The organism is Sulfurimonas sp. NW15 (assembly GCF_051132285.1).
GTDB lineage: Bacteria > Campylobacterota > Campylobacteria > Campylobacterales > Sulfurimonadaceae > Sulfurimonas > Sulfurimonas hydrogeniphila.
The window spans coordinates 468,582-493,265 of sequence record NZ_CP093237.1; the positions used below are offsets into that span (position 1 = coordinate 468,582).

Genomic DNA, 24,684 nt, shown 5'->3' on the forward strand with positions numbered 1-24,684 from the left:
CCTAATGTTCCTTGGTTACACGCAGTACTTCCGCAACAGTTGTTATTCCTTTGAGTACCTTGTTCATTCCGTCGTAAATCATCGGCTTGTATTTTCCCGCTTTTTCTGCATACTCTGCCAAAACTATTTTATTTGCATTTTCAGAGATAAGCTTTGCGGTATCTTCATCAAGAACAAAAACTTCTGAAATCATTGTTCTGTTGAAATACCCTGTAAAATCACATTTTGAGCACCCTTTCCCTTCATAAACAACAGCGTCAGGCTTGATATATTTTTCTACTTTTGGCAGTTGGGATTTTTGTATTTTTACCTCATGCTTGCAGTAGGGACAAATCTTTCTTACAAGACGCTGTCCTACAACACCGATAAGAGAATCTGAAATCAAGTAGGGTTTTAGCCCCATCTGTACCATTCTCGGGATTGCTCCCGGGGCATCGTTTGTGTGGAGTGTTGAGAGTACGAGATGTCCGGTAAGGGCAGCCTGGGATGCGGCATCAAGGGTTTCGCTGTCACGAATTTCACCGATGAGGATAATATCAGGATCCTGGCGTAAAAAAGATTTTATTGCTCTTGCAAAAGTGAGTCCTGTTTTTTCGTTCACCTGGATTTGCTGCACAAGAGGCAGTCTGTACTCAACAGGATCTTCTGCCGTCATAACCTTGTTGGAGATGCTTTTTATCTCATTGAGTGCCGCATACAGAGTGGTTGTTTTACCAGAACCCGTAGGTCCGGTAATGAGTAAAATGCCGTGAGGCGAGGTAATCAGGTCATTAAATGCTTCCAGGTTTTCATCTGCAAAGCCCAAATCTTCGAGTTTTAAAAGAACTTTTTCTCTGTCGAGGATTCTCATAACGATAGATTCGCCAAAGATAGTCGGCGTGGTAGAGAGTCTGAAATCATAGGCTTTGTCAAAAAGGTTCAAAGAGAATCTTCCATCCTGGGGAACCCGCTTTTCGGATATGTCTATATTGCCTAAAAGTTTGATGCGTGAAGAGATGGCATGGTAAATCTCCATATCAAAAATGAAATTTTCAAACAAAACGCCGTCTATACGGGAGCGTACAATCATTCTGTCATTGTCTTCGGGTTCTATATGGATATCACTGGCTCTTTTTGCAATAGCATCGCTGATGAGCAGTCGAATAAGCCGCATAACAGCGCTGTCTTCTCCCTCTTTTTTTAATCCCTCTGTCTGTAACTCTTTTTTTACTTCATCTATAAGGACTTTTGTTTTTTTAAGCGTCTCTATTCTTTTGAAAATAACATTAATGTCATCTTCATAGGCCAAAGAAATTTTCATCGGTTTGATGGATATGCTTCTTTCCAAATTCTCCAAAGCATCATAATTAAGCGGATCACTGGTTGCCATATAGATGAAGTCCTCATCCTCTTTAAAAGGAATGGCATGGGCGACTTTTAGTAAATTTATCGGGTACCTTGCAACAATTTTTTCAAAATCAATTTTTTCGCCAAAAAGGTCGACAAAAGGAATTTTGAGTTGAGTTGCAAGCATTTTAAGCAGTTCTTTTTGTGAAATGTACCCCTCGTCAATAAAAATTTCACCGAGTTTTTTTGTAAAGTTAAGCTCTTTTTGTTTGGCCAGAGCAGATTCAAGCTGCTCTTGTGTGATATATCCTTTTTCAATCAGCAGGTCACCGAGTCTTATCTTTTTGTTTATCATTGAGTATGCTCCCATTGTTTTAACAGGCTTTGCGCTGCATCCGAATTTTCATACTGCAAATATATATGCAACAATTGCCTGGCTTTGGCATCCTGATGCAGTGCATAAAGAGATTTTGCATAAATTATCCAGGATTGTGCATCACTTTTATTAAGCTGATTTGCTTTTTTTGCCCAAACTATCGCTTTTTTGTAGTTGCCTTCTTTGTAATAGTTGCGTGCTATGACAAGTGCTACGGCATAATTTGGAGTCTGTGCAAACCTTTTTTGAAGCTCCTGTGTATCAGCACTTTGCACTTTGATCATTGGGGGCACTGTCTTTTGTACATTTTTTTGTATTTGCAACGGCGGAACTGCTTTTTTAACTTTCTCTTTTTTTTCTGGCACTGTTTCTTGCTGCAGGGCATCATTATTTTGTGTCCGGATAACATAGTCCAGTTTTTTTCTTTGTGCCAGTTTTATATAGGGATCAAGGTCTTGCAAAGTGTCTGATTCATTACATACAAGGTGGATGTAAACAGAAGATTGCTGCAGTTTGCAATTGACAAAACCAAGAGTCTCGAGATGCTTTTTTTCTTTTTTGATTCTGTTTGTATAGCGTGGAGATGCTACCAAAAACTGCAAAGAGTATTTTTTTGCATCTGTTTGCACTTTTTTTGATACTTTTTTGACTTTTTCTCTTTGCACTTCTTTTTTGGGTGCTGTTTTTTTTACAGGATGCGCACTTGTAACAGCTTTGGGTTTTGCAGAAGTTTTTTTCTCAGGAAGAGTCGATACCTGCTTAAGCGCATAAAGATAAAGAAGCACAGCAGCGATAATTACAGAAACAGCGACCAGGGCATATTTCAGTTTTTTTTTCATTGCATATTTTTTACAGCGTTTTTGCAAGTCGTCAAAATTATGCATTGATCAGCCCTCCGTCTATGGCAGCCATAGTCAGAATACATTTGTTAAATGCTTTGTAATGCTCTTTATCATTTTTTTGCGCATAGTCAATGAGTAAAAAGGAGGTATAGAGAAGTTTTTTGAGTACGCGCATATTGCCGTTACTGAGTCTGTATATATCTTTTATATGTTTTTTTGTGATTTCACCGGCAAGCATAGAGGCGTTTTTATTTTGCAGTTCTGTGTAAATGTACTCTCTGCACTCCTGCATTGAAATATTTTGCAACTTGAGAACCTTGTGTGGTCTTGATGCAAACTGTGGCTCTTTGAGTATCTTTTGTGACTCATGCTCATGCATAGCGAGGATAAACCAGAATGCCTTGGAATCTGCCAGAATCCGAATGATTTCAATCATATCTTTAGAGAGCAGCTGTGCTTCATCGAGTACTACTATATAGTTTGAATTCTGGTATAAAGAGATGACCTGCTTGATGAGTTCTTCTAAGGAGTAGTTGGCAACTTCTGTCTGCGTTTTTTGAATTAGAATTTTTACGAAGTCTATAGGTTCCAAAAAAGGAATGTCAAATTTGATAATGTCATAAGTAAACTGCTCTTCGATGTAATTTAAAAAAGCACTTTTTCCTACGCCTGGTTCGCCTGTTAAAAAGAGGAGTTGTTTTGTATTGTTGTTTAAGATGCTCTCTATTGTATTTTTTATGTGAAGCACTTCACTGTTTTGATGATAATGTTCAGAACTGTTTTGTTCTTCAAAACACTGGGCAAGTTCTAAATAGTTCATTTGGCAAACCTACCCATTGGTTGTATTCTCAATGGTACTGTTTTTGTCAAAAGTTGATTGAAAAAACGGATCTTTTAAATCAATGTCTCTGAGTGTCGGCATAGCTTTTGTCGTTACAACATGGGGCTGTATGATAATAAACATCTCTGTTTTTTGTTTTATCTTCTCTTTATAGTTAAAGAGAGATCCAAAAAACGGGATATCTCCCAAAAGAGGTACTTTTACAGAAGAACCGCCTTTAGTGATGCTGACAAGCCCGCCAATGACTATTTTTTCATTGTTTTTAATGCGTACAATAGAGGTCATCTGCTTTATTTTTGTATCAGGCGGAAGTTCCCGTGTAGCACTTGAAGCGGTGTTTGTTGTGGAGGTGTTGTCAGCGAGTTTGGAAACCACAGGGTTTATTTTCATAATGATTTCATTGTTTTGGCTTACTTCAGGAATAACATAAAGCGTTACACCTATAAAGGTAGAACCAACAGAAAAAAGATTAGTGGCTGCTGCTGTGCCTCCTGTTGTTGTCACGGAACCTGACTGGAATTTATAGGAGAGTTGATCGCCTACATTGATAACAGCAGGCTGGTTGTTCATTGTGACAACTTTTGGGTTGGAGAGGACCTTGATGTCTCCGTATGTTTTTAAATATTTTAAAAACTTTGCTGTTGAAAAACTGTAAGCCAGATTGTATGTGGGTCTGTTTAAAAGCGTTGCCCCTTCAGCCCCCGGGTCATTAGTGATGCTTCCGCTTAAAGACAAATCAAGCTTACTCCAGTCGATGCCGGTTGAGGAGCTGTCATCATAGGTGAGTTCTATTATTTTTGCTTCTATAGCCACCTGTTTGTGCATTTTTTTCAGTAAAACATTAAGATATCTGTCTACCTTTTCCAGGTTCTTTTTTGTTGAGGTGACGGTTAAAAGAGAGGCATCTTTGTTAATGAATATTCTTACATTTTCCTTTTTATGAAAGAGCTTTAAAACATTACTTTGTAGATTGTCCCAGTATGTGAATCTTGATTTTGAACTAATTGTCGTAGAATCATTCGAAGATGAATTTCCGCTGTTTTGTCCTCTGTTGTTTCCACCGGCACCGCCACCGCCAAATCCTCCGCCGCCGCCAGAAAGGCCTCCGGCACCTCCTCCTGAAATACCTGCCGAAATACCTGCCGCACCGGTCGTGATAGACTTGCTGCTTTCACTGCTCAACTCACTTAGGTATATATAATCAACATTGAAGGTTTTTGTTTTGAGATATTGTACTTCCAGGGTGTTTTTTGTAGGCTCATAGGTATAAAAAAGATTTGCCTCGTTAAACAGAAAGTCTAAAAACTGCTCAAAAGTATAGTTGTTAATATTGACATAATCCAGTTTTTTATGAAGCATTTTTTTGGATACGTCATCATTGAATACAATAGAGAGCTTACAGGTAGCACTTAATTCTTTTAAAATCGAAGCGACTTCTATAGCACTTTTTTGTTTTTGTTTGTAGGCACTGAGTGAGAAGAGCTGGTTTTCACAAACAGTGGATCCAAACAGGGTATGTGCGAGGAACAGTAAAAGTAGTATTTTCATTTTTCTTCTCTTTTTGCTTGTTTGATTTGGATAAGGTGGTTTTTTTGCAAATGCAGTATTTTTAGACGGCTGCGGTTTTGCAAAACAACGGATTGTTTATATATTTTCTTTATTTTATAGCCCTGGATTTTTTCACCGACAGTATAAAATCTGTTGTTGACAAAGGCACGGTTGTTGTAAATTGCACTGAGTACAAAAGAGTTGCTCTGCCTTTTGCTGGCATGGCGTGTATGCAGTATTTTCTGACTTTTGTAAAAAGGGTCATAGTTGACAATGGGCAGAGAGTTTGCATATAAAAAAGGAAAACACACAGAGGCTAAAATCACTTTTTTCATTTCTCAACTCCATAAAATTTTACTTCAAAAGAGAAAAGCGGTTGATTCGTTTCTTGCAAAAAAATGTGCAGGTTCTCAACTTTTATCAGCATGGTACTTTTTTCTACGCTGCGCAAAAAAGAGAGTTCATTTAAAAATCGTCCGCTGGCATTGACATCGATGACCTTTTTCAGTTTTAAATTCCCTATGTAGGGTTTGTTCTCATTGTGCAGAGTGATGGCTTGAATCAAGACACCTTTGTGCAAAGAATTATCTAAAAGTTTGTCCAAAAAGAGACTGATTGACTTTTTGGAAATAAACAGAAAACTTTTTGAATCCAGTTTATGCTGAAAATAATTCAACTGCTCTCTGTCTTGCTCAATTGCTGTTTTGTTTTTTACAATCTCTTTTTTTAAACGAACTGTTTTTGCCAAAAGCAGCCTAAGAGTCGGTTTGCTTAACTCTTTTTGCAGTGCTTCTGTCTTTTTTAGGTTGGCATCAAACTCATCCAGGGCAGAGGAAAGAAACAGAAAGTAAAAAAGAGCAAACAGTATAAAAGGAATAGCAATATATATGCCAGTTTTTTTTCTGGAATCTAAATTCTCTATCTCTTCAAATTTATCTCTTAGCATGCTACTCAACTTCTTTTACACTGATATAGATTTTACTTTTATAGACACCGTCTTCATAAGTAATATCTTTCGTCATAACATTTTTATATCCCAGTTCTATAAGATCATGCATAAACTTGGAAATGTTACCTCTTTTAGCGGATTGCGAGATGAGTTGAATCTCAAATCTTTTTTCATCTTTTTGAAATATAGAGGAGGCACTCAAACAGTACTTCTTCAGTACTTTCAGAATGTCATTCATCATTTTTTGCCGTTTTATCCCAATTTGTCCTATCATAGGAATAACCCTGAAGGTCGTTTCATATACAAATATTTTGTCTTCAAGCTCTTCTTTTTCTTTGAGCAGCCGATCATTTTTCTTTTTGATTTTTTTGACACGAAGAGAGAGATCTTCTGTCTTCTTTTTTCGCTCTTTTGCTTTGACTTCAAGGAGGGTAATTTTTTCCTGCTGTTGGTTGAGATAGTAGCTGACAAAGATGCCGATACCTAAAAGAACAACAATTGTAATAAGTGTTTCTATAAGATAGCGAAAGCCCGTATACTGCGATAGCGGTTTTTTTCTTTCAAGATGTGTTAAATTAACCTGATGAAAATCTGCTCCCTGATGCAGCCCAAAGAGATACTCAAGCAAGACAGAAAGAGAAGGTGTTGCCTGCTGTATATGGTATGTTAAAGGTTTTATAACAGGTTCAAAGCCATATTGAGAGAAAAAATCTCCTATGCCTTCGAGAGTGTGCCCTTCAAAATCTATGATAACTGTATCTATGCCGGTCAATCCGAAAAGACCGCGTTTATGGTTGATAGAGTAGACAATCTTTTCTATATCTTTTGAAAAGACTTCAATGACGGTATCTAAAATCAAGGTCTCTTCAAGCCCGTAGTTGTCACGGTTAAAGCCTTTTTCCTGTAAATATTCTTTGAGTTTTACAAGTTCCAGGCCTGTCCGTTTCGAGATAGCATTGAGTGAATTGATAACCCTGTGACCGATATATCTGCCGTTTTGGTATATCGCTCCGAAAGCTTCGTCGTCGCTGATGTAGATATACAAATCATTTGATTTTTTCTCTTCTTCTGTTTTATAAAGTGCTTCATATATCAAAAAACGGGGCAGGGCAAGGTCGACTACATCTATTTTATATGAAAAATTCGCAATATAGTGATTGAAATCATCAAGAGAAAGGGCAAAGGCTTCGATGAGATACTCATGGTCAAGCTCATACTTGATAAAATCAACAGCATACTCTTTTTGTACATCAAGTCCGCCCTCTTTGTACATTTTGAGTTCTGTTTTCATTGCGAGTTCATCATCGCTGATTGTATTTGCAATTTTAAAAGAAAAAGAGTGAATATATTTTAAGGGAACAACAACTGCAGTGAAAAGTTCAGGGTCCTTGTTCTTTGTATCAAAAACAGGTTTTTGCCCGTCATAAATAACAGTATGTTCATTATCAAGAAGAACTATTGCATTTTCAGCCAAAAACCAATCCTATTTTCTTTTATTATAACAAAATATGAATTAGGTTACCTTAAGTCACCGCTGAAATGGTCAATTGTAATGTTTTTTTCTTCGTTATTGTAACTTAATGTTATCACAATATCACTGGTCAATAATGAGTTTTGTGTTGTTTTGTTTCCGTCAGTTCCGTTGTGTACGCGTCCGAGTGTATCAAAACAGAGAATGTTCTCATTTGGAGTTACCGTAAATACAGCATGTACTTTATAATGTGTATCAATTGTTGTTCTGTCGGTGAAAAAATTCTCTTGCGAAATACATCCTATAGTATAATCCATACTTCCGGACGGGTTTCTTTTGTCATAATTGAGTCCTTCATATCGGGTTGTATTGAGTTGGAGTTCTAAAAAATCACGATCGTTTTGAAGGTAATGCGGTTTAAAATAGTAAAATCCTGTTCCGGCTAAAACCCCTATGATGATTATGACAAAAATCAATTCTATTAATGTATAGGCCTTTGTTCTCATGGTCGTTGCAGGCTCCTTGTTACGATTCTGACGGGAGATATATAGTCTCCTATCTTATTATTGCTGCTGTTTGTCTGTATAGTGATGTTTATAAGAACATAGCCGTTTGACTCTTCTGTCTGAATTCTTTTTTTTACGTTGTTGCAGTTTGTCCCGGTTGCATTGTCATAGTCATCTGCATAAAGATAATATGTTGAAATATTTACATCTGCTGTAAATTTGCCGTCTGCCGAATCAAGGCTAAAGAGTGTCAGGCACTCGGTACTTCTGTCTGTCCCTTCAATTTTTAAAATTGTTGTCTCTAAAACACTTTGGGAAAAAATTTCTGCCTGCTCTTTTATATAGCTGTCGGCAAAATGTTTTGCAGAAATTGAAGTGTACTTGAGTGTCAGTACACTTGCTCCGGCTAAAAGAAGAATGATGAAAATAGCCATTAAAAGGTTAAATCCGCTGCGCATTAAAATACCACCTTCATTTTGGAAAAGTGCACCGGGTGGGCGCCGCGAATCTGTTTGTTGACATCCAGAAGAATGCGTATCGTGTAATCAACTTCACTGAAGTTGAAACCGTCTATATTCTGCATCAAAACAGAGACATTTCCCACTTTGGAGTTGCCCTGTTTGTCTGCACAAAATGTTTCCTGCTTCCACGGTCTGTAGTTTGAAAAGAGAAAAAGAGTACTGTTGACATCTTTGCTCTTTAAGCCAAGATCTGTGATACAGGTGGCATTTTGATCGATATTTTCTCCTCTGGCGATAGCATAAGCGCTCTCAACCAAAAAATATTTTTCATACAGAAATTGCGGGACAGGGTTGTCAAGAGAGATATTTTGATCACTTATTGTGATATCATAGGTGTCCTCTCTGTCGCTTTCATGCCAGCCGAAACTCGAAGCTATATTTGCACTGTCACTTTGTGAACGGTCAAAACTTCCTGCGAATATAAGAGCTGTTTTACTTGTATCTATGGCAGTGCCGTCTATACCGTATGAGGCGACTTTTGTACCGGTTTTTGTTGCCATATCAAAAAAGCCACTGTATCTTTTTTCAAGGTATAAGTCATTGGCTCTGCCTATCCATTCAAGTACGGGTTTGGAGCTTGTCAAATCGCCTATATACTCAAAACTGCCGTCATTGGGGTTGTATCCAATGGTGCTGTAGACGATGCGCTGCGTTAAATAATTACTGATTTGGTTGACAACAATCTGAGACTCCAAAGAGAGGTTTGTCAGCTGTTTTGCTTTATACTCACGCACTAAAATTGCCTGCATCGCTTTAAATGAACCCGTAGCCAAAAGAGAAATAATGACAATGACAAATATCATTTCTATAAGGGTTGCCGCTCTTCTCATTGCCACACTCTTCTGTTTACTTTGATTTGACCGATATTTTGGGCAATAAAAGAAATTTTTACAAAGCTGTTGCCTAAAACATTTCCTTTTTTATTTGCCTGTACTGTCACTGTTATAAGTTTTGTGTTAGTGGAACCGGTACTAATGTTGTTTTCATCTGGATATATGGTTCCTGTGAGTGCAATATCATCTACATAGTATTCATTTACACTGAGGTTATAGTCCCGTGAACTGCTGGAATTTTTTGCATTGAGTGTAATAAAATCATCCATATCATCCAAATCATTGCTGTCAGGCTCAAGGGCAGAAGCATACTTCTTGTGAAAGCAGTTCCGAGAGCCTTTCATACCGCCTGTTCTGTAGCCTGATGTTTCATTACAGTCATAAACACTGTTGCCGCTAGTCACAAGAAGAATGTCATCAACTATTGTATTGTTCTCATCCCAAGCAGTGGATTTAATCAAGCCGACATAGGCTACGGCATTGAACATTGCTTCTTCTTTTAAGCTTGTTGTGGATGATTTGATGGAGAGCTGCAGAATTTTAGGCAATACAGAAAAAGCAATGGCGATGATAACCATAGAGAAGATAAGTTCTATCAGTGTAAATGCTTTTTTCATCGCAGCAGCCTGATTCCTCGAGAATTTTTGGAGACATTGACATCAAAAGAGACACCGTTGACATTCCCGCTGCTGACACCTGTTCCGCTGCTTTGTGTATTGAAATTGTATTTGATACAGGGGTGTTCACTGCAACTGCTGCCGACACTTTCGTTATAGTCACTGCCAAAATTTTCATGGACATACCAGATCCATGGACTGACATCCAAATGAATATAGTGAGTCAGTGTATTTTGATTTGGGTTGTTGACAGTTATGCTAAAGGTGCCGTTTGTATCAAAACTGACTGTTGCGCTCATTCCGTCATCATCCGCCGATTTTTTCGTTGTAGTTCTTGAAACATTCAGAGTAAGGATGTCTCCGTTTGTATTTTCGTTTTGAGGGACATAGTGATACCAGTGACTCAACTCTTCTGTCAAATTCAAATCACTTACATAACTGTCTGCAAGGCTGTCATAGACCAGTACTTTTGCCTGCACGGTATCAGTTGTCTGAGAAGTTGCCAAATCCTGTGTATAGAGTCTTGCATAGTAAAATTTACTGCTGTTGTTTTCCGGAGTCAATCCTCTGTTTATGACACTGGAGCTTGTTGTGTTTACCTCTGTGACCGTGATAGTACGAGGTTCTTTTGGAGCGTTGAAGACTCTGTAGACATTGAGGGCATACTCTATTTGTGTAGAGTCTCCGGAACTGAAGTTGCTGTCATTGACTGTAGCATTCAGGTTCATATTGCTTAAATTTGTATCATGTCCGGTTGTAACGGTATTGTTTATACGCTCAAAATAGCTTGCATTCGCATCATCATTCGTTGTGTTGAGATCTATTTTTACACCGATATCCGTTGCAGCGCACAGAGCATCAAAGTTTTGTGTTGTCTGGTTCTGCTCGTTTTGTGCCCGGACATTAAAGGTGATGCTGATATTGGCATCATTGACATTCGCCATGTATCGCCAGTCCTGATCCGGATTGTTGCGTGTAAAGCTATAGTTTATGATGGAAAAATGATGTGGTGCAAATGAGACTGTTGTCGAATTTTGTTCTATCAGTCTTTGAATGTCATTTGTGTCATCTGCATCTATTTTTGCAAATTCATTGCCGTTTATCTCTTGTATAGTGATATTAAGTTCGCCGACTTCACTGTAGCTTGCATTGACATCATTTTTTTGTCCGTTGATAAAGGAAAAATTTTCCATCGTAAAGCTTCCAAGAGTACATGTACTTTTTGTGATATTTGCGTCCACTTTAAAAGAACTGTTCTTTGTTTCATTATAGTCTGTGGAGGGATTGCCGTTTGCATCCAAAGCTTGAAAAGTGGTGTTGAAATCTGCGCCTGCAACCAGAGGTAAAGTTGTGACATTCAATGTGAAATTTACAGGGCGTACGGCATAATTGTCATTTGAATAAGAGCTGTTTGTGTCCAAAGAGGTATTGTTCTGGTCTCTTCCCTCTATGTAAACCTGAACACATTTTACAGCGCGATCTATCGTCATATTGTCATAATAAGCACAGCCGCTTGCATTGGTATCGTTACATGTAGTGCTGGTTGCGTCATCACATTTTACGACATTGGCAAGAAGATTGCCGCCACAGTCTGTAGTGTTTCCGTCATCATAGTATTTAAGTGTGACTTTTGTAATGTCAGCTGCACTTGCTTCAGTCTGTGTCAGTGCATCTTTAGAGAGAATGTAAAGGCCATAAGGCTTATTGACTATTTGTGTAGTAAGGTTGTTATCCCAGTCGTTTACCGCATTACATGTAACGCCACCAATGGAACTAACTGCATTAAAGAGGGTTGTTTTGTTGTTGTTTTGATTGCCGCCGCATGTTGGACAAATCCTTGTTTCATTGAGAAGTTGTTGGAGCTCATTTGTATCTAAAATACGACGATAAATACGAAACTCATCACTGAGTGCTCCTAAGGATTGTCCATTGGGGATATCATCATTTGCAGTATAGTCTGAGTTATAAAGGAGACCTAAAGCGGTACTGCTTGGAGATTGAGTAAAACTGAGTTGATTCACTCCGTTGACGTCAAAGAGTGTTGTACTTGAAGAGACCCGAAAACTCAAAAGATTCCATCCGTTTAAATTTTGCGGATTGTACTCTTGACATTCATATGCATTCTCTACAACACAAAGGTACCATTTGTTATTTGTTGTATCTTCTTTAAAATATATATAATCATTTGTACTGCCTGTTTTGTCAGCTATATTATAATAATAGACATTAATTCGATTCCAAAAACTACCTTCTCGAAAACTTCTATGGTTCAATGAACTAAGTGGAAATTTTACCCATGTTGTTATAGTATATGTACTTGGCAGACTGATAGGGCTTTTTGCAATAATTGCTTTTTGACCATCTATAAAGTCGCCTCCACTGCAAATCTTGCCTTCAGAAATATTTGCATCGTTTAGGGCGCTTGCATTATAATCATTACCAAGTGTTCCGTCGTTTTTTATTTCATATGTATTACTGTCATTATCCCAAGAACATTCATCAAAATGGTAGTCAATAATTGGTTTTTTTCTCTCTTGTAAATCTGCAAAACTTAGAGGTATGAGAATGAGTTCCCCAAAAGAAATGTCATCAATAAAGCTTCCTGTATCACCGCTCATGACAGTTACAGAACCAATATTACTGATATTGTTCTCATAAAGAGCATTAAAGTCAAAGGTATCTGTTGATGAGTTATTTAGATCAAAGGAAGTGATGACTCCACCGCCGGTATCATAAACAGTGAGTTTGTTTACTCCATTTTGATGAATGTCCCTTACACGGGAAAGATATATTTCAAATCCGGCATATGCATTGGTATCATTTATATTGTATGTAACACTTTGTGCTTCAAATGCATCAGGATAATAACTATACTCGGTCTCATCAATATCATAGTTGTCATCATCATCATTGTCATCTCCTGTATGCCTTCTTTGAATAAAATGGTAGGCTAAAGATGTTTGTGCTGATAGGAGCGTAATGCTACTAAAAGAAAAATCATCAATATCTTTCACCCTCCTGCTTCCACAAGTGGTTTCGTTACCTCTTCTATCATAACAACTCCCGGTTAGGGCTATGTCATGATAGCCATTAGTAAGGCTGAGTGTTGTATCTAATTCTATGGTAGCATTCCCGTTTGTACCTGTTCCCACAAGCGTACCGTCAATATATACTTGAACAGATATATTCGTATTGTCACTGACAAAATCAGCAAGGGTTACTGCGGTAATATCACTGTCTTCACTTAGATAAAACTTTGTAGGATTATTAAGATAATAATCATATGTATGTTCAGTGTCATTTGTAAGAGGATCAGAAGGTGTAAAACTGCTAGAATCATTATCTCCAGGATGCAAGTTCCCTGTTAGCTGAATATCTGCATAAAGAGAGATTGAAAAAAGAGATAAAAGTAATAAAATTTTTATAATAATTCTTTTTTGCTGCATTGCATCTTTTTCCTGAGATTAGTTTGTTTATTATAACTGTTATTTACATTAACTTTTCTTTAATGAACCCTCTATTTTAGCGTTTTTGAACAGTGTTGTCAAAAATGCGCTATTATTTGTGAACGTTTAAAGGACAGAAAACAAGATGATAACGGAATTTTTATTACATCATTTTTCTTATTGGATATTGTTCTTTTGGAGTATCCTCGAAGGAGAAATAGGGCTGACACTTGCCGGATTTTTAGCCAAAAAAGGAGTATTTTCTATTGAGAAAATTATTCTGATTGCTACTGCCGGCGCTTTGATCGGCGATATACTTCTTTATACAAGCGGTCGTTTTCTTATCAAAAAAAAAGATTTTCTACCTGTTCATTATAAGAAGCGGATAGAAAACATTGAACACTGGTTTCACAAGCATGGCATTTTAGTTATAATATTTGAGCGATTTATATACGGAACACACATTCCTTCACTGCTTTTTGTCGGTATGTCAGGATTTTCTTTTTGGAAGTTTTTCATTGCGGATATTATCGGTGTTTTCTTATGGTCGGTTGTATTTACATCGCTGGGCTATCTGTTTGGCGAAAGCATCATCGGCATAATGATTGTTTTGCAAAAACATTTGTCTGTACTGTTTCTGGTACTGTTTTTTGTTTTGATTATCTTTTTGCAAAATAAAGAGGAAAAGTAAAATGTTACAGTCAAAATCAGGCACTTATAAGGATCAAACATGAAAAAAGTCGTTATTTTAGGCGCAGGTTTTGCAGGCTTGCATATATTTTACAAAATTCGCCATCTTATCGGTAAAAAAATAGAAGTTACCGTTGTTGACTCAAGAAACCACTCTCTTTTGAAGCCCTCTTTGCCCGAGGTCTCTTTTGAAGGCGCTCCTGTTTCACACTCTTTGATAGAACTGAAACACACCTTAGAGAACCGCGGAGCAAAGTTTGTACAAAATGAAGTTATAAATATTGATGCCCCAAAAAATGAGCTTACACTGAAAAATGGTGAAATGCTTGGTTATGATTACATATTTTTAGCACCGGGTGCTATAAAAGATTATGATGCGATTAAGGGTTTCAAAGAGTTTGGCTATTCGGTGTGTGACGAGCTGCAGGCGCAAAAACTTTGGAAAAAAGTACAAAGTTTTGAAGGCGGAAAAATAATAACGGGTGCTGCAAAAAGCAGTTGGGGAACACGCGTTGATGCACCGAAACTTTTGGCACCGTGTGAAGGACCAATAGGCGAAATAATGTTTATGCTTGACTTTTACCTCACACATGACAAAGGTTTGCAACGTACCAAAGATTATACGATTGAGGTTTTTACTCCTGGTGAGATATTTTTTGAAGATGTCGGCGATACGCCAAGAAATGCTCTTGGAAAAATTATGCAAGAAAGAGGCATAAAGCTTTCCAATAAAAAAGTCTTAACAGAAATAGCGAAAGATTATGTAGCATTTGAAGATGGCTCAAAAATGGCATGTGATTTAGCGATTGTCATTCCTCCCTACAGTGCTCCAAAAGTATTAATTGAATCAGGTCTGGGTAATGAAAAAGGTTTTATTCCTACAGATAAACAGATGCGCCATTTAGATTATGCGAACATTTTTGCAGCAGGTGACGCTACGGCGCTTGCACAGCCAAAACTTGGACATGTCGCTATTATTCAGGGGGCTATTGCTGCGGCTGCTGTGATGAAAGAATTGGGAGAAGATATAGAAATACCTTCTTATGATTTAGAAGTCTTTTGTATTATGAACATGGGCGGACATGATGCCACGCTTATTGCTTCAAATGTACTTTACGGCGGCAACAGAGATATTGCTTTTCATTCACCGCTTGCAAAAATGATGAAATGGGGATTTGACAATTATCTCTACTATAACAAAGGGCATATGCCGCCGGATTTTGTTCTTGATGCAACAGACAGACTTGTGAAATTTTTATAAGGGGTATAATTGTACATGTGGAATATCTTAAGTTTTAATACATTCATTGCACAGGATATATTTATTTTCTTTTATTATATCTTTGCTTTGTTTGTGCCGGTGTTGGTATGGAAGATGCGTTTTTTTCTTATAAAAAGATTTTCTTTTTTGAAAGAGAGGGCTTTAGGCAAACAAAACAAACTTGTGCTTATTCTTTTTTTTGGTGTGATTTTTTTATGTATGGAGTTGTGCCTGCGAATACTGTTCGAAGGAATGATCGGCTATTTTGACATGCATGATTATCTTTATAAAATTTCTCAAAAAGTATGAAAAATTAATAAAATAAGGGTTATAATTGTTACATGTAAATAATAAACGGAGTATCAAAAATGGTAGATTTTTTAAAAAAAGCAATGGATTGGGTACTTGAAAAAGAGCAGGAAGCGGCAAAAAAATGCTATGTAAATCCTAAAGATGTTGAAAAACAGATAGAGATTTTAGAAGAAAAAAGAGCCGAACTTCGTAAGAAATTTGAAGAAGAAGATGCCGAATTCGGGCATATACTCAGTAAACTCTCATTCATCAAAGCAAATGCAATGAAGTGCGAAAAAAAGTAAGATGCAAAACATTATAGAAGCAATACTTTTTGGTTTTAGTGAAATACTCAATTACAAAATAATGAAACGTGCCTTGGCAATAGGGGCAGCCGTTACCATTGTCTGGTCGATCATCGGCTATTTTATGTGGGGCGGACTTATCTCTGTCGCCGCAGGTTTTATTGATTTGGTACCGTTTTCTATGCTTCGTTCAAACGGAGCCTGGATCTTCTCCTCCTTTTTATGGTTTTCTCTGGTATTGGTAACATTTGCTCTGATTTTGGCATTTTTTGGCAATATGATTTTAGAGAGGGTTTCTAAAGAAAAGTACAGCTCCTTTTCACTGCTTGTTGTATTTTTAAGTGCTGTATTTTGGGCTGTAATATGGTTTTTTAAAGGTGCATATTTGCATGAGCAGTTTTTAAGACTTTTTAACTGGTTGCCGTTTGAGACAGTACAGGAAAGTCTGGCATATTTGCTGGGGATCTATTTTATCTACAGCGGTATCATTGTCAGTATGTTGCTGATAACAAGCTTTTTCAGTGAGGCATTGCTGGAAGATATCAATGAAGAGCATTTTCCCTATGAACCGCTTTTACAGGAAGATGAGGTCAAAGCAAGCGAAAACAGACTGCTGGATATAGCGATATATACGGTGGTTTCGATTGTTGCTTTTCCTTTGCTGTTTATCCCTGTGCTTAATTTTGTTTTGCAACTCGGCTTATGGATTTGGCTTATTAAAGATACTTTTGTCAACGACAGTGCTCTTTTGGTGATACCAAAGGAAAAAAGAGTAAAGCTTTCCGGATACAAATCGGGCTTTTTTGTTATCAGCGCCGTCACAGCACTTTTTAACTTTTTGCCGATTTTTAATATTTTTGGACCGTTTTTTGGAGAAACTGCAATGTTTTATTATTTGAAAGAAATTCAAAAGGAACTGTAGATGAAAATTGCATTTTTTGAGACAAAACCGGAAGAAAAAGCTTTTTTTCAAGAGCATCTTAAAGAGCAGGAACTCTTCTTTTTTGAAGAGACTGTCAATGAGGCACTCAAAGAGATGCAGGAGTATGATGCTGTTTCTGTTTTTGTACACTCTCGCATCACCGATGAAATTTTAGAAAAACTTCCGGCACTGAAGTACCTGCAGACAAGATCAACAGGCTATGATCATATAAAATGCGATACACTCTACCGGCGCGGACTGCTTGTTTCGAATGTTGCAGGCTATGGCGGTCCTGCTGTTGCAGAGTTTGCATTTTCACTGCTTTTAAATGCCACAAGACATACACATATGGCTCTGCAGCGCACAAAACAAAACAATTTTGACTACAGTGATCTTCAGGGTATGGAAATTTCGGGAAAAACACTGGGAATACTCGGTCTTGGAACCATAGGCTCGCAAATGGCACAAATTGGCAAAGGCTTTGGAATGAAAGTAGTCGCCTGTTCAAGGACAAAAAAACCGATTGTCGATGCGTTAGGGATTGATTTTTGTGATTTGGACTCTGTGATAGCACAAAGTGATATTTTGATGCTGGCACTTCCTTTGACACCGGCTACAAAAAATATTTTGAATGAAAAAAATGCAGCAGGACTAAAAAAAGATGCCATAATTGTCAATACGGCGCGCGGAGAGCTGATTGAAGATGTGCTGTACGGAAGAATGAAAAATATTCTCTGTCTCGATGTCATAAGCGACATAAAGTACATTCATCGAAATAACATTCTCTACACGCCGCATATGGCATACTATACAAAAGAGGCTCTGCAAAGAATTATGCAGATCTCTTTAGAAAACATGAAGGCGTTTCTTGCAGACAGACAGTTGCCAAACTGTCTGAAACTGGCATGTAATCGTGAGTACAGTTAGTGTTTTTTTGTACTTGTGTCCGCTTCATGTTTTGTAAGCAGTGATGCAAAATCTTTTTTGATTTTTTCATAGAGTTTTGCAACAATATTTTTCCCTTTAATCTCTTTTTCAATATTTTTAATCTCTTTTTGCAGCATCTTATACTCAGGCGCATGTTTCTTTGTATAACCCAGATAGACTGCTTTTTCAAGTTCATCCTGTGCCAAATCAAGCAGCTTGAGTGCTTTGTCTTTCTCTTTTTTATTGAGTTTGGATGCTTCGACTACCAGGCTTTGTGCCGTAATAAGCGGCAAAGGAACAATGGTTGTTTTAATGACTATACCGTTTAAGGCAGTGACAAGCATTGAAAAAGCCTCTTTGGCTTTGCCTTTGTTTAACTCTTTGAGTGCTTCTTTTGTCGCAAGCGGATACATACCCATCGGCAGATACTGTGTTGTCATTACCATTTCATCTTCTAAAGGCATGAGAATGGCTCTGGCCGCCTGTGTATCATAATCATCCAGCAGATCCTGCGCAGATTTTATGATGTGTTTGACCAGTTTGGCATCTCCTGTAAAATCATGAACCTCTATGGCATCTGCAACCGGTACGAGTGTGAGTTTCGGATTGTTTTTGAGTGCCGTGTCAAAAAGTTTAGTGGCTTTGTTGAGGGCATCTTTTGCTGTTTTTGTGTCTCTTTTTTGCAAAGCTTTAAGGGCTGCAACTGTCTGTCTGAGTGCCTGTGCAATCTCTTTTGGTGCTTTTTGCAGGGTCTGTCTGTGTTGGTCTGCTTCTTGATTGACAACATCTTTCAGCCTTCGCATATCCTCTTTTTTTGCATCTGATTGAAAATATTTAGCATCCATTTTACGCATAAATTCTTCTTTGGATTGGGATTCTTCCACCTTTGCCTGGGCAGCAGCGTGACCTTTTACCGAAGTCGGATTATTAATGGCTCTCTCTTCTTTTTTTGAAACACTGTCATTGTAGCTTGCATAGAGTGCTGAGCTTGAAAGCAGTACGGCTGCCAATGCTGTTGATAACATAACTCTTTTTTTCATAACTTTATCCTTTTAATATCAAGTTTATTTAGTCTAATTATGAAATATAATTGATAACAGACAGTAAACACTGTATTGGAAATAGTTGTATATTATTGGATATTTGTTTACTGAAAAAGGAGTACAATACTTTCATAAGAGCAAAAAGTAAAAAGTATTTCAAGGAGTGCAAGGATGTCAAAAAATATTAAATGGTTTCAGGAAATCGGGATAGAGGATGTTGCCGAGGTTGGCGGGAAAAATGCTTCCCTTGGAGAGATGTATCAGAACCTGACAGCGGAAGGTGTCCGTGTGCCCAATGGTTTTGCCGTTACATCGAGTGCTTACATACATGTACTGGATGCAAACAATGCCTGGAAAAAACTGCATGCACTCCTTGATAATCTTGATGTCGACAATGTTGATGCCCTGCAAAGTGCAGGAAAAAAATGCCGTGAGATAGTTTATAATGCAAAACTGCCGGATGATCTGCGTGAGGATATTGTAAAGGCGTATGAAAAACTCAAAGAAGAGTACGGGGAGAGTCTCTCTCTGGCTGTTCGCTCCTCTGCTACGGCTGAAGATTCTCCGGAAGCCTCATTTGCAGGACAAAATGACACGTATCTGAATATTTCAAGTGCAGAAGAACTGCTGGATGCCTACAAACGATGCCTGGCATCAAATTTCACAGATCGCTCTATACATTATAAATATGATAACGGTTTTGACTATCTCAAAGTCTACCTCTCTGTAGTTGTTATGAAAATGGTGCGCAGTGATATCGGGGCGAGCGGCGTCATGTTTTCACTTGATACCGAGACAGGTTTTAAAGATGTTGTTTTCATAAATGCAGCACTCGGACTTGGCGAGAATGTTGTGCAGGGAAGCATCAACCCTGATGCTTTTTATGTGCATAAACCGACATTCAACAAAGGGTTCCGTACTGTTCTCAAACGCTCTTTGGGTTCCAAAGAAAAAAAGATGATTTTTACAGATACGATAAATCTGGACAATATAGCAGTGGAATACACAAAAAACATACCGACGACAGCACAAGAGCAGAGCCGTTTCTGTATAACAGATGACGAGGTAATGGTCCTTGCAGATTATGCCATCAAGGTGGAAAACCACTACTCAAAAAAAGCCGGTTTTACGAAACCGATGGATATGGAGTGGGCAAAAGACGGACTGGACGGACATCTGTATATGGTGCAGGCACGCCCTGAAACGGTTGAATCTCAGAAAAAAGGCAATATTCTTGAAACCTATCATTTAAAAGAAAAGGGCAGGGTTCTTGTCACCGGTCAGGCTATCGGTACAAAAATAGGACAGGGAAAAGCCCGATACATAGCAGGCGTCAAAGATCTCAATACCTTTAAAGCCGGTGAGGTACTGGTCGCAGATACCACAAACCCTGACTGGGAACCTATCATGAAAATAGCCTCTGCCATCATTACAAACAAAGGCGGAAGAACCTGTCATGCGGCAATTCTTTCACGGGAACTTGGCATACCTGCGGTTGTAGGATGCGATAATGCCACAGAGGTGCTCAAAGATGCTGATGAAGTGACTGTAAGTTGTGCCGAGGGAGAAGAGGGCCATGTGTATGAAGGTCTTTTGGATTATGAAATCATAAGAACAGACCTTTCAAATCTGCCAAAAACAAAAACAAAGATTATGATGAACCTTGGAAATCCTGATATTGCTTTTTCCCTCGCCTCTTTGCCTGTTGACGGGATAGGTCTTGCAAGAATGGAGTTTATCATTAACGAGTACATAAAAGCGCATCCGATGGCTTTGAAACATCCCCAAAAAGTGGATGAGGCAACACGAAACAAATTGGAAGAACTGACATGTGCTTATGATTCGATGGAAGATTTTTTTGTCAAAACACTCTCAGAGGGTGTGGCAACCATCGCTTCTTCTGTATACCCGAAACCCTGTGTGGTTCGTATGAGTGATTTTAAATCAAACGAATACGCAACACTGCTCGGCGGTGAGGTTTTTGAGCTTAAAGAAGATAATCCGATGATAGGTTTTCGAGGCGCTTCACGATATGCCCATCCAAACTATGAGGAAGGGTTTGCTCTGGAGTGTGCGGCTATGAAGCGTGTACGTGATGAGATGGGGTTTGCAAATGTTATTTTAATGATTCCTTTTTGCCGCAGAGTGGATGAAGGAGAGCGTGTTATAGACACTATGGCAAAATATGGACTCAAACAGGGTGAAAACGGACTTGAAATTTATGTCATGTGCGAAATTCCCAACAATGTTATTCAAATAGATGCTTTTAGCAAAATATTTGACGGTTTCAGTATCGGAAGCAATGATCTGACACAGCTTACACTTGGAGTTGACCGTGACAGCGAAATCGTTGCCTTTGATTATGATGAGAGAGACGAAGGGGTCAAAGAGATGATACGGCTGGCAGTGGAAGGTTGTAAACGAAATGACCGTCACAGCGGCATCTGTGGCCAGGCACCGTCAGATTACCCTGAAATGGCGGAGTATCTTGTGCGTCTGGGTATTGATTCGATGAGTCTGAATCCTGACAGTGTCTTAAAAACCATAGAAAATGTAGGCAAACTTGAACAAAAACTTGGGAGAACATGATGAAATACAATATTCCGGCAGATGTACCAAAGAACAAAGAAGAAACATACAAAAAAAACCTCAAAAGTGCGACAAACGCTACAAACCATTTGATGCTTTTTGCAGGAGACCAGAAAGTCGAGCATTTGAACAATGATTTTTACGGCAAAGATATTCCGCTTGAAGACAACTCTCCGGAGCATCTGTTCAAAATTGCTTCACGTGCAAAAATAGGTGTATTTGCAACACAGTTTGGGCTTATCAGCAGATATGGGCGTGATTATAAAAATGTTCCTTATCTTGTAAAGCTCAACGCTAAAACAAATCTTGTCCCTTATGAGAAACAAGACCCGTATTCAAAAGCATGGCTGAGTGTCGGTGAGGTTGTTTCCTTTGCCAAAGAGAGTAAACTTGATATAAAAGGTGTCGGGTACACGCTTTATCTCGGCGGTGCGTATGAGCATGAGATGCTGACCCAGGCGGCGAGTATTGTCCATGAAGCACATAAAAACGGACTTTTGGCGGTGCTGTGGATTTATCCAAAAGGCAAATTTGTGAAAGATGAACATGACGGGCATTTAATAGCCGGTGCCGCAGGTGTCGGAGCAGCCTTGGGTGCTGACTTTGTAAAACTCAAAGTGCCATATGATAAAAAAGGAAAATTTGATCCGAAACTGTTGCGAGAGGCTACAATGGCAGCTGGCAGAACAGGTGTTCTGTGTGAGGGCGGTGCCAAAACAGATGAAAAAGAGTTTTTGACACAACTGTACGAACAAATTCACAAAGGCGGTTCTCGAGGAAACGGAACAGGAAGAAATATCCACCAAAGACCATTAAAAGAGGCTGTAAAAATGGCAAATGCCATTTATGCAATAACTTCGCAAAATGCTACAGTAAAAGAAGCATTAAAACTACTCCAATAGGAGCGAGAAATGAAAACAGAATATGACTTAATTATTATTGGTGCAGGTCCTGCAGGAACTCCAACGGCTATGGCAGCAGCACAGTTTGGTATAAAAGTTTTGTTGATAGATAAAAGAGAAGCACCGGGCGGGGAATGTTTGTTTGAAGGATGTATTCCCTCAAAAGTGCTTGAAAATGCGGCAAACAAATATTGGGATGTGCTCACCTGCAGTACTTTTAATGTAGAGCTTAAAGGAAGCGAACAGATACATTGGGAAGCTGTTTTAGAAGATAAAGATATGATTTTGAAAAAACGCTCTATGGCTGCATTAAAGCAGATAGCCAGATTACCTTCACTCGATTTTAAACAAGGCAAAGCAGCCTTTGTTGACGGGCATACCGTAGAAGTAGGTGGAGAGCTTTTTGGTTTTAAAAAGGCACTGATTGCGACAGGTGCAAAAAGTTCAATTCCTGATATAAAAGGGAATGGGGTTGACAAAGTTTGGACAAACAGAGATTTGTTTTTTGAAGAAGAGATACCAAAAGAGTTACTTTTTATAGGTGCTGGTGCTATTAGTTGTGAATTGGTGCAAATGTTTGCAAAACTTGGCACAAAATGTCATGTGCTGGAGCGTGGTGAAAAAATCTTACAGCACATCAGTAAAGATGCAACAGACATTGTTTATAACAATATGCTTACACTTGGTATCAAAGTAGACTTGAATATAGTGTTGGAGAAGATTGATTATGAAAATGATAAATTTATCATACATTTTAAACAAGAAGGTAAAAAACAGATTCTTGAGTATGACAATGTTGTCATGGCAACAGGTCGTGTGGCAAATCTTGATAATCTGGCCCTTGAAAAAGCTAAAGTGGCATATGATGAAAAAGGGATACTGGTTAATGAAAAACTGCAGTCATCTCAGGAACATATTTATGCCTGCGGCGATTGTATCAATAGCCCAAAATTCGCACATACTGCAAGTTATGAAGCTGGTGTAGTTGTACACAACATGTATGCGCCAAGCCCGCATGTAGTCGATTATGACAAAAACAGCTGGGTACTTTTTAGTGATCCTCAAATCGCTGTAGTTGGAATAGATGAAAATGTTGCAAAAAAAAGAGAGATAGAGATAAGCACAGAAGTCTATAACTATGAGATAGATGCCAGAGCACAAATAGACAAAAGAACAGACGGCTTTGTGAAGTTTATTATTGACAAGAAAACAAAAATTATCATAGGTGTAGAGATTGTAAGTGCAGATGCTTCATCTCTTGCGGGAGAGGCTTCCTTGATAGTAGCAAATAAAATGACTGCTATGGACGTATTAGGGGCAATTCATCCGCATCCGACACTGGGTGAAGCTTTTGGTAAATTGGCACAGCAGATATTTTTTAAATCTATGATGCAAAAAAGCAGAAGATAAGACAAAGGTAACAGTCAATAAATGAAAATAAAAGAGAATAATTATGAAAAAACGTATAGCAATTAACGGACTCGGAAGAATAGGAAATCAGGTACTTCGGCATTATATTAACAATCTTCCAAAAAACTGTGAAATAGTTGCGGCAAACACTTCAAGTGTAGAAGATGCTGCGTACCTTCTGAAATATGATTCTGTGCATGGGCGGGCAGATTTTTCTATTGAAACAAAAGAAAACAAACTTATCATTGACGGGCATGAAATTACAATCGTCAGTAATCACAATCCGCTTGAACTGCCGTGGAAAGAGTTGGGTATAGATATTGTTATAGACTGTACCGGACGTTTTACGGATGGAACTTTGGCTGTGCAGCATATAGAAGCAGGGGCAAAAAAAGTGCTTATCTCCGCACCGGGAAAAAATGTGGATTTGACGATAGTCAAAGGTGTGAACCATCAGGAGTATGACACTGCAAAGCACCATATTGTCTCCAATGCTTCGTGCACGACAAATTCACTTGCACCTGTGATGAAAGTGCTTGAAGAGAGTTTCGGTGTGCAAAATGCCATGATTACGACAACCCATGCCTATACATCTTCACAGGTAACAGTTGACAAACGTGCAAAAAAACGCAGACGCGGTCGTGCAGCGGCTATAAACATTATACCGACGACAACGGGTGCGGCAGTCGCCACGGTTGAAGTTATTCCGGCATTGGCAGGAAAAATGGAAGCGATGGCACTGCGGGTGCCTGTTCCCGACGGTGCTATAACCGAAGTTGTGGCATTGTTGCACAGAGATGTGAGCATAGAAAGTGTCAATGAAGCTTTTTTAGAAGCTTCAGAGGGTGAATTACAGGGTATATTGGAGTTTACAAAAGATGAAATAGTCTCAAGTGATATATTGGGAAATCGTCACTCCTCTATAATAGACGGACTTTCGACATCTGTTATAGGTGGAAGAATGGTTAAAGTAATGGCGTGGTATGATAATGAATACGGGTATTCACAAAGACTGCTTGAAGTAACTGATTATATGGCTTCAAAATTATAAAAAGAGAGGATAAAAGT

General features: G+C 38.5%; 23 protein-coding genes. 10 read left to right on the forward strand and 13 right to left on the reverse strand.

Features of this window, described 5'->3' with window-relative positions:
• Position 1: 1 nt before the first annotated feature.
• Genes MLC52_RS02330 through MLC52_RS02385 form a run of 12 tightly spaced genes read right to left on the reverse strand, consistent with a single transcriptional unit; the run spans position 2 to position 13,276 of the window.
• Positions 2-1,681 carry a GspE/PulE family protein gene (locus tag MLC52_RS02330; protein ID WP_346389343.1) on the reverse strand — a complete coding sequence of 560 codons (1,680 nt, stop codon included), beginning with the start codon at positions 1,679-1,681 and terminating at the stop codon, positions 2-4.
• Positions 1,678-2,586, reverse strand: coding sequence for a tetratricopeptide repeat protein (locus MLC52_RS02335; RefSeq protein WP_434581116.1), 909 nt, complete (start codon positions 2,584-2,586; stop codon positions 1,678-1,680). Before MLC52_RS02335 ends, MLC52_RS02330 begins: the two co-directional genes overlap by 4 nt.
• Positions 2,579-3,364, reverse strand: a complete 786-nt coding sequence (locus MLC52_RS02340) for an AAA family ATPase (protein WP_418641040.1) — start codon at positions 3,362-3,364, stop codon at positions 2,579-2,581. Before MLC52_RS02340 ends, MLC52_RS02335 begins: the two co-directional genes overlap by 8 nt.
• A gap of 9 nt (positions 3,365-3,373) precedes the next feature.
• The gene (locus MLC52_RS02345) at positions 3,374-4,933 is read right to left on the reverse strand and encodes a type II secretion system protein GspD (RefSeq protein ID WP_434581118.1); all 1,560 of its coding nucleotides are present in this window, start codon (positions 4,931-4,933) and stop codon (positions 3,374-3,376) included.
• Entirely contained in the window at positions 4,930-5,268 is a 339-nt protein-coding gene (locus MLC52_RS02350; RefSeq protein WP_434581120.1) for a hypothetical protein, read from the reverse strand. The genes MLC52_RS02345 and MLC52_RS02350 overlap by 4 nt, the downstream gene beginning before the upstream one ends.
• Positions 5,265-5,879 (reverse strand): hypothetical protein, encoded by a 615-nt coding sequence (locus MLC52_RS02355; RefSeq protein WP_434581122.1) that lies wholly within the window; start codon positions 5,877-5,879, stop codon positions 5,265-5,267. Before MLC52_RS02355 ends, MLC52_RS02350 begins: the two co-directional genes overlap by 4 nt.
• A gap of 1 nt (position 5,880) precedes the next feature.
• Positions 5,881-7,356 (reverse strand): hypothetical protein, encoded by a 1,476-nt coding sequence (locus tag MLC52_RS02360; protein ID WP_434581123.1) that lies wholly within the window; start codon positions 7,354-7,356, stop codon positions 5,881-5,883.
• 44 nt (positions 7,357-7,400) lie between these two features.
• Positions 7,401-7,859, reverse strand: a complete 459-nt coding sequence (locus MLC52_RS02365; protein ID WP_434581125.1) for a prepilin-type N-terminal cleavage/methylation domain-containing protein — start codon at positions 7,857-7,859, stop codon at positions 7,401-7,403.
• Positions 7,856-8,317, reverse strand: coding sequence for a hypothetical protein (locus tag MLC52_RS02370; protein ID WP_434581127.1), 462 nt, complete (start codon positions 8,315-8,317; stop codon positions 7,856-7,858). The genes MLC52_RS02365 and MLC52_RS02370 overlap by 4 nt, the downstream gene beginning before the upstream one ends.
• Positions 8,317-9,210, reverse strand: a complete 894-nt coding sequence (locus tag MLC52_RS02375) for a type II secretion system protein (RefSeq protein WP_434581129.1) — start codon at positions 9,208-9,210, stop codon at positions 8,317-8,319. The genes MLC52_RS02370 and MLC52_RS02375 overlap by 1 nt, the downstream gene beginning before the upstream one ends.
• Positions 9,207-9,830 (reverse strand): type II secretion system protein, encoded by a 624-nt coding sequence (locus tag MLC52_RS02380; RefSeq protein ID WP_434581131.1) that lies wholly within the window; start codon positions 9,828-9,830, stop codon positions 9,207-9,209. The genes MLC52_RS02375 and MLC52_RS02380 overlap by 4 nt, the downstream gene beginning before the upstream one ends.
• Positions 9,827-13,276: a hypothetical protein gene (locus MLC52_RS02385; RefSeq protein WP_434581132.1), complete on the reverse strand. Its 3,450-nt coding sequence runs from the start codon at positions 13,274-13,276 to the stop codon at positions 9,827-9,829. Before MLC52_RS02385 ends, MLC52_RS02380 begins: the two co-directional genes overlap by 4 nt.
• Positions 13,277-13,421: 145 nt before the next feature.
• On the opposite strand from MLC52_RS02385, the gene MLC52_RS02390 reads away from it, so the two are divergent.
• Genes MLC52_RS02390 through MLC52_RS02415 form a run of 6 tightly spaced genes read left to right on the forward strand, consistent with a single transcriptional unit; the run spans position 13,422 to position 17,672 of the window.
• Positions 13,422-13,967 carry a DedA family protein gene (locus MLC52_RS02390; RefSeq protein WP_346389354.1) on the forward strand — a complete coding sequence of 182 codons (546 nt, stop codon included), beginning with the start codon at positions 13,422-13,424 and terminating at the stop codon, positions 13,965-13,967.
• 39 nt (positions 13,968-14,006) lie between these two features.
• Complete coding sequence (locus MLC52_RS02395; RefSeq protein WP_434581134.1) at positions 14,007-15,227, forward strand: NAD(P)/FAD-dependent oxidoreductase; 1,221 nt, start codon at positions 14,007-14,009, stop codon at positions 15,225-15,227.
• A 15-nt stretch (positions 15,228-15,242) separates the two neighbouring features.
• Entirely contained in the window at positions 15,243-15,536 is a 294-nt protein-coding gene (locus MLC52_RS02400; RefSeq protein WP_151900999.1) for a DUF4282 domain-containing protein, read from the forward strand.
• Positions 15,537-15,595: 59 nt separating this feature from the next.
• On the forward strand, positions 15,596-15,823 hold the full coding sequence (locus MLC52_RS02405) for a hypothetical protein (RefSeq protein ID WP_151900998.1): 228 nt from the start codon (positions 15,596-15,598) through the stop codon (positions 15,821-15,823).
• Between the two features lies 1 nt (position 15,824).
• Positions 15,825-16,745 carry an EI24 domain-containing protein gene (locus tag MLC52_RS02410; RefSeq protein WP_434581137.1) on the forward strand — a complete coding sequence of 307 codons (921 nt, stop codon included), beginning with the start codon at positions 15,825-15,827 and terminating at the stop codon, positions 16,743-16,745.
• Entirely contained in the window at positions 16,746-17,672 is a 927-nt protein-coding gene (locus MLC52_RS02415; RefSeq protein ID WP_434581139.1) for an NAD(P)-dependent oxidoreductase, read from the forward strand.
• Here the strand turns inward: MLC52_RS02415 and MLC52_RS02420 are convergent.
• Positions 17,669-18,712 (reverse strand): YfdX family protein, encoded by a 1,044-nt coding sequence (locus tag MLC52_RS02420; protein WP_434581140.1) that lies wholly within the window; start codon positions 18,710-18,712, stop codon positions 17,669-17,671. The two genes, MLC52_RS02415 and MLC52_RS02420, sit on opposite strands and share 4 nt — an antisense overlap.
• 174 nt (positions 18,713-18,886) lie before the next feature.
• Here MLC52_RS02420 and ppsA point away from each other — a divergent pair, with 174 nt between their 5' ends.
• The 4 genes from ppsA to gap are packed head-to-tail and all read left to right on the forward strand — an operon-like array spanning position 18,887 to position 24,667.
• Positions 18,887-21,304 (forward strand): phosphoenolpyruvate synthase, encoded by a 2,418-nt coding sequence (gene ppsA / locus MLC52_RS02425; protein ID WP_434581141.1) that lies wholly within the window; start codon positions 18,887-18,889, stop codon positions 21,302-21,304.
• On the forward strand, positions 21,304-22,206 hold the full coding sequence (locus MLC52_RS02430) for an aldolase (RefSeq protein WP_434581143.1): 903 nt from the start codon (positions 21,304-21,306) through the stop codon (positions 22,204-22,206). Before ppsA ends, MLC52_RS02430 begins: the two co-directional genes overlap by 1 nt.
• Before the next feature lie 9 nt (positions 22,207-22,215).
• Positions 22,216-23,616 (forward strand): dihydrolipoyl dehydrogenase family protein, encoded by a 1,401-nt coding sequence (locus MLC52_RS02435; RefSeq protein ID WP_434581144.1) that lies wholly within the window; start codon positions 22,216-22,218, stop codon positions 23,614-23,616.
• Between the two features lie 43 nt (positions 23,617-23,659).
• The gene (gene gap / locus MLC52_RS02440; protein ID WP_151900991.1) at positions 23,660-24,667 is read left to right on the forward strand and encodes a type I glyceraldehyde-3-phosphate dehydrogenase; all 1,008 of its coding nucleotides are present in this window, start codon (positions 23,660-23,662) and stop codon (positions 24,665-24,667) included.
• Positions 24,668-24,684 lie beyond the last annotated feature (17 nt).

Excerpts from the sequence above, each read along its gene's own strand:
- MLC52_RS02330 (WP_346389343.1), bottom strand. The coding sequence starts at position 1,681 with ATGATAAACAAAAAGATAAGACTCGGTGACCTGCTGATTGAAAAAGGA.
- MLC52_RS02335 (WP_434581116.1), bottom strand. The coding sequence starts at position 2,586 with ATGCATAATTTTGACGACTTGCAAAAACGCTGTAAAAAATATGCAATG.
- MLC52_RS02340 (WP_418641040.1), bottom strand. The coding sequence starts at position 3,364 with ATGAACTATTTAGAACTTGCCCAGTGTTTTGAAGAACAAAACAGTTCT.
- MLC52_RS02345 (WP_434581118.1), bottom strand. The coding sequence starts at position 4,933 with ATGAAAATACTACTTTTACTGTTCCTCGCACATACCCTGTTTGGATCC.
- MLC52_RS02350 (WP_434581120.1), bottom strand. The coding sequence starts at position 5,268 with ATGAAAAAAGTGATTTTAGCCTCTGTGTGTTTTCCTTTTTTATATGCA.
- MLC52_RS02355 (WP_434581122.1), bottom strand. The coding sequence starts at position 5,879 with ATGCTAAGAGATAAATTTGAAGAGATAGAGAATTTAGATTCCAGAAAA.
- MLC52_RS02365 (WP_434581125.1), bottom strand. The coding sequence starts at position 7,859 with ATGAGAACAAAGGCCTATACATTAATAGAATTGATTTTTGTCATAATC.
- MLC52_RS02370 (WP_434581127.1), bottom strand. The coding sequence starts at position 8,317 with ATGCGCAGCGGATTTAACCTTTTAATGGCTATTTTCATCATTCTTCTT.
- MLC52_RS02375 (WP_434581129.1), bottom strand. The coding sequence starts at position 9,210 with ATGAGAAGAGCGGCAACCCTTATAGAAATGATATTTGTCATTGTCATT.
- MLC52_RS02380 (WP_434581131.1), bottom strand. The coding sequence starts at position 9,830 with ATGAAAAAAGCATTTACACTGATAGAACTTATCTTCTCTATGGTTATC.
- MLC52_RS02385 (WP_434581132.1), bottom strand. The coding sequence starts at position 13,276 with ATGCAGCAAAAAAGAATTATTATAAAAATTTTATTACTTTTATCTCTT.
- MLC52_RS02390 (WP_346389354.1), top strand. The coding sequence starts at position 13,422 with ATGATAACGGAATTTTTATTACATCATTTTTCTTATTGGATATTGTTC.
- MLC52_RS02395 (WP_434581134.1), top strand. The coding sequence starts at position 14,007 with ATGAAAAAAGTCGTTATTTTAGGCGCAGGTTTTGCAGGCTTGCATATA.
- MLC52_RS02400 (WP_151900999.1), top strand. The coding sequence starts at position 15,243 with ATGTGGAATATCTTAAGTTTTAATACATTCATTGCACAGGATATATTT.
- MLC52_RS02405 (WP_151900998.1), top strand. The coding sequence starts at position 15,596 with ATGGTAGATTTTTTAAAAAAAGCAATGGATTGGGTACTTGAAAAAGAG.
- MLC52_RS02410 (WP_434581137.1), top strand. The coding sequence starts at position 15,825 with ATGCAAAACATTATAGAAGCAATACTTTTTGGTTTTAGTGAAATACTC.
- MLC52_RS02415 (WP_434581139.1), top strand. The coding sequence starts at position 16,746 with ATGAAAATTGCATTTTTTGAGACAAAACCGGAAGAAAAAGCTTTTTTT.
- MLC52_RS02420 (WP_434581140.1), bottom strand. The coding sequence starts at position 18,712 with ATGAAAAAAAGAGTTATGTTATCAACAGCATTGGCAGCCGTACTGCTT.
- ppsA (WP_434581141.1), top strand. The coding sequence starts at position 18,887 with ATGTCAAAAAATATTAAATGGTTTCAGGAAATCGGGATAGAGGATGTT.
- MLC52_RS02430 (WP_434581143.1), top strand. The coding sequence starts at position 21,304 with ATGAAATACAATATTCCGGCAGATGTACCAAAGAACAAAGAAGAAACA.
- MLC52_RS02435 (WP_434581144.1), top strand. The coding sequence starts at position 22,216 with ATGAAAACAGAATATGACTTAATTATTATTGGTGCAGGTCCTGCAGGA.
- gap (WP_151900991.1), top strand. The coding sequence starts at position 23,660 with ATGAAAAAACGTATAGCAATTAACGGACTCGGAAGAATAGGAAATCAG.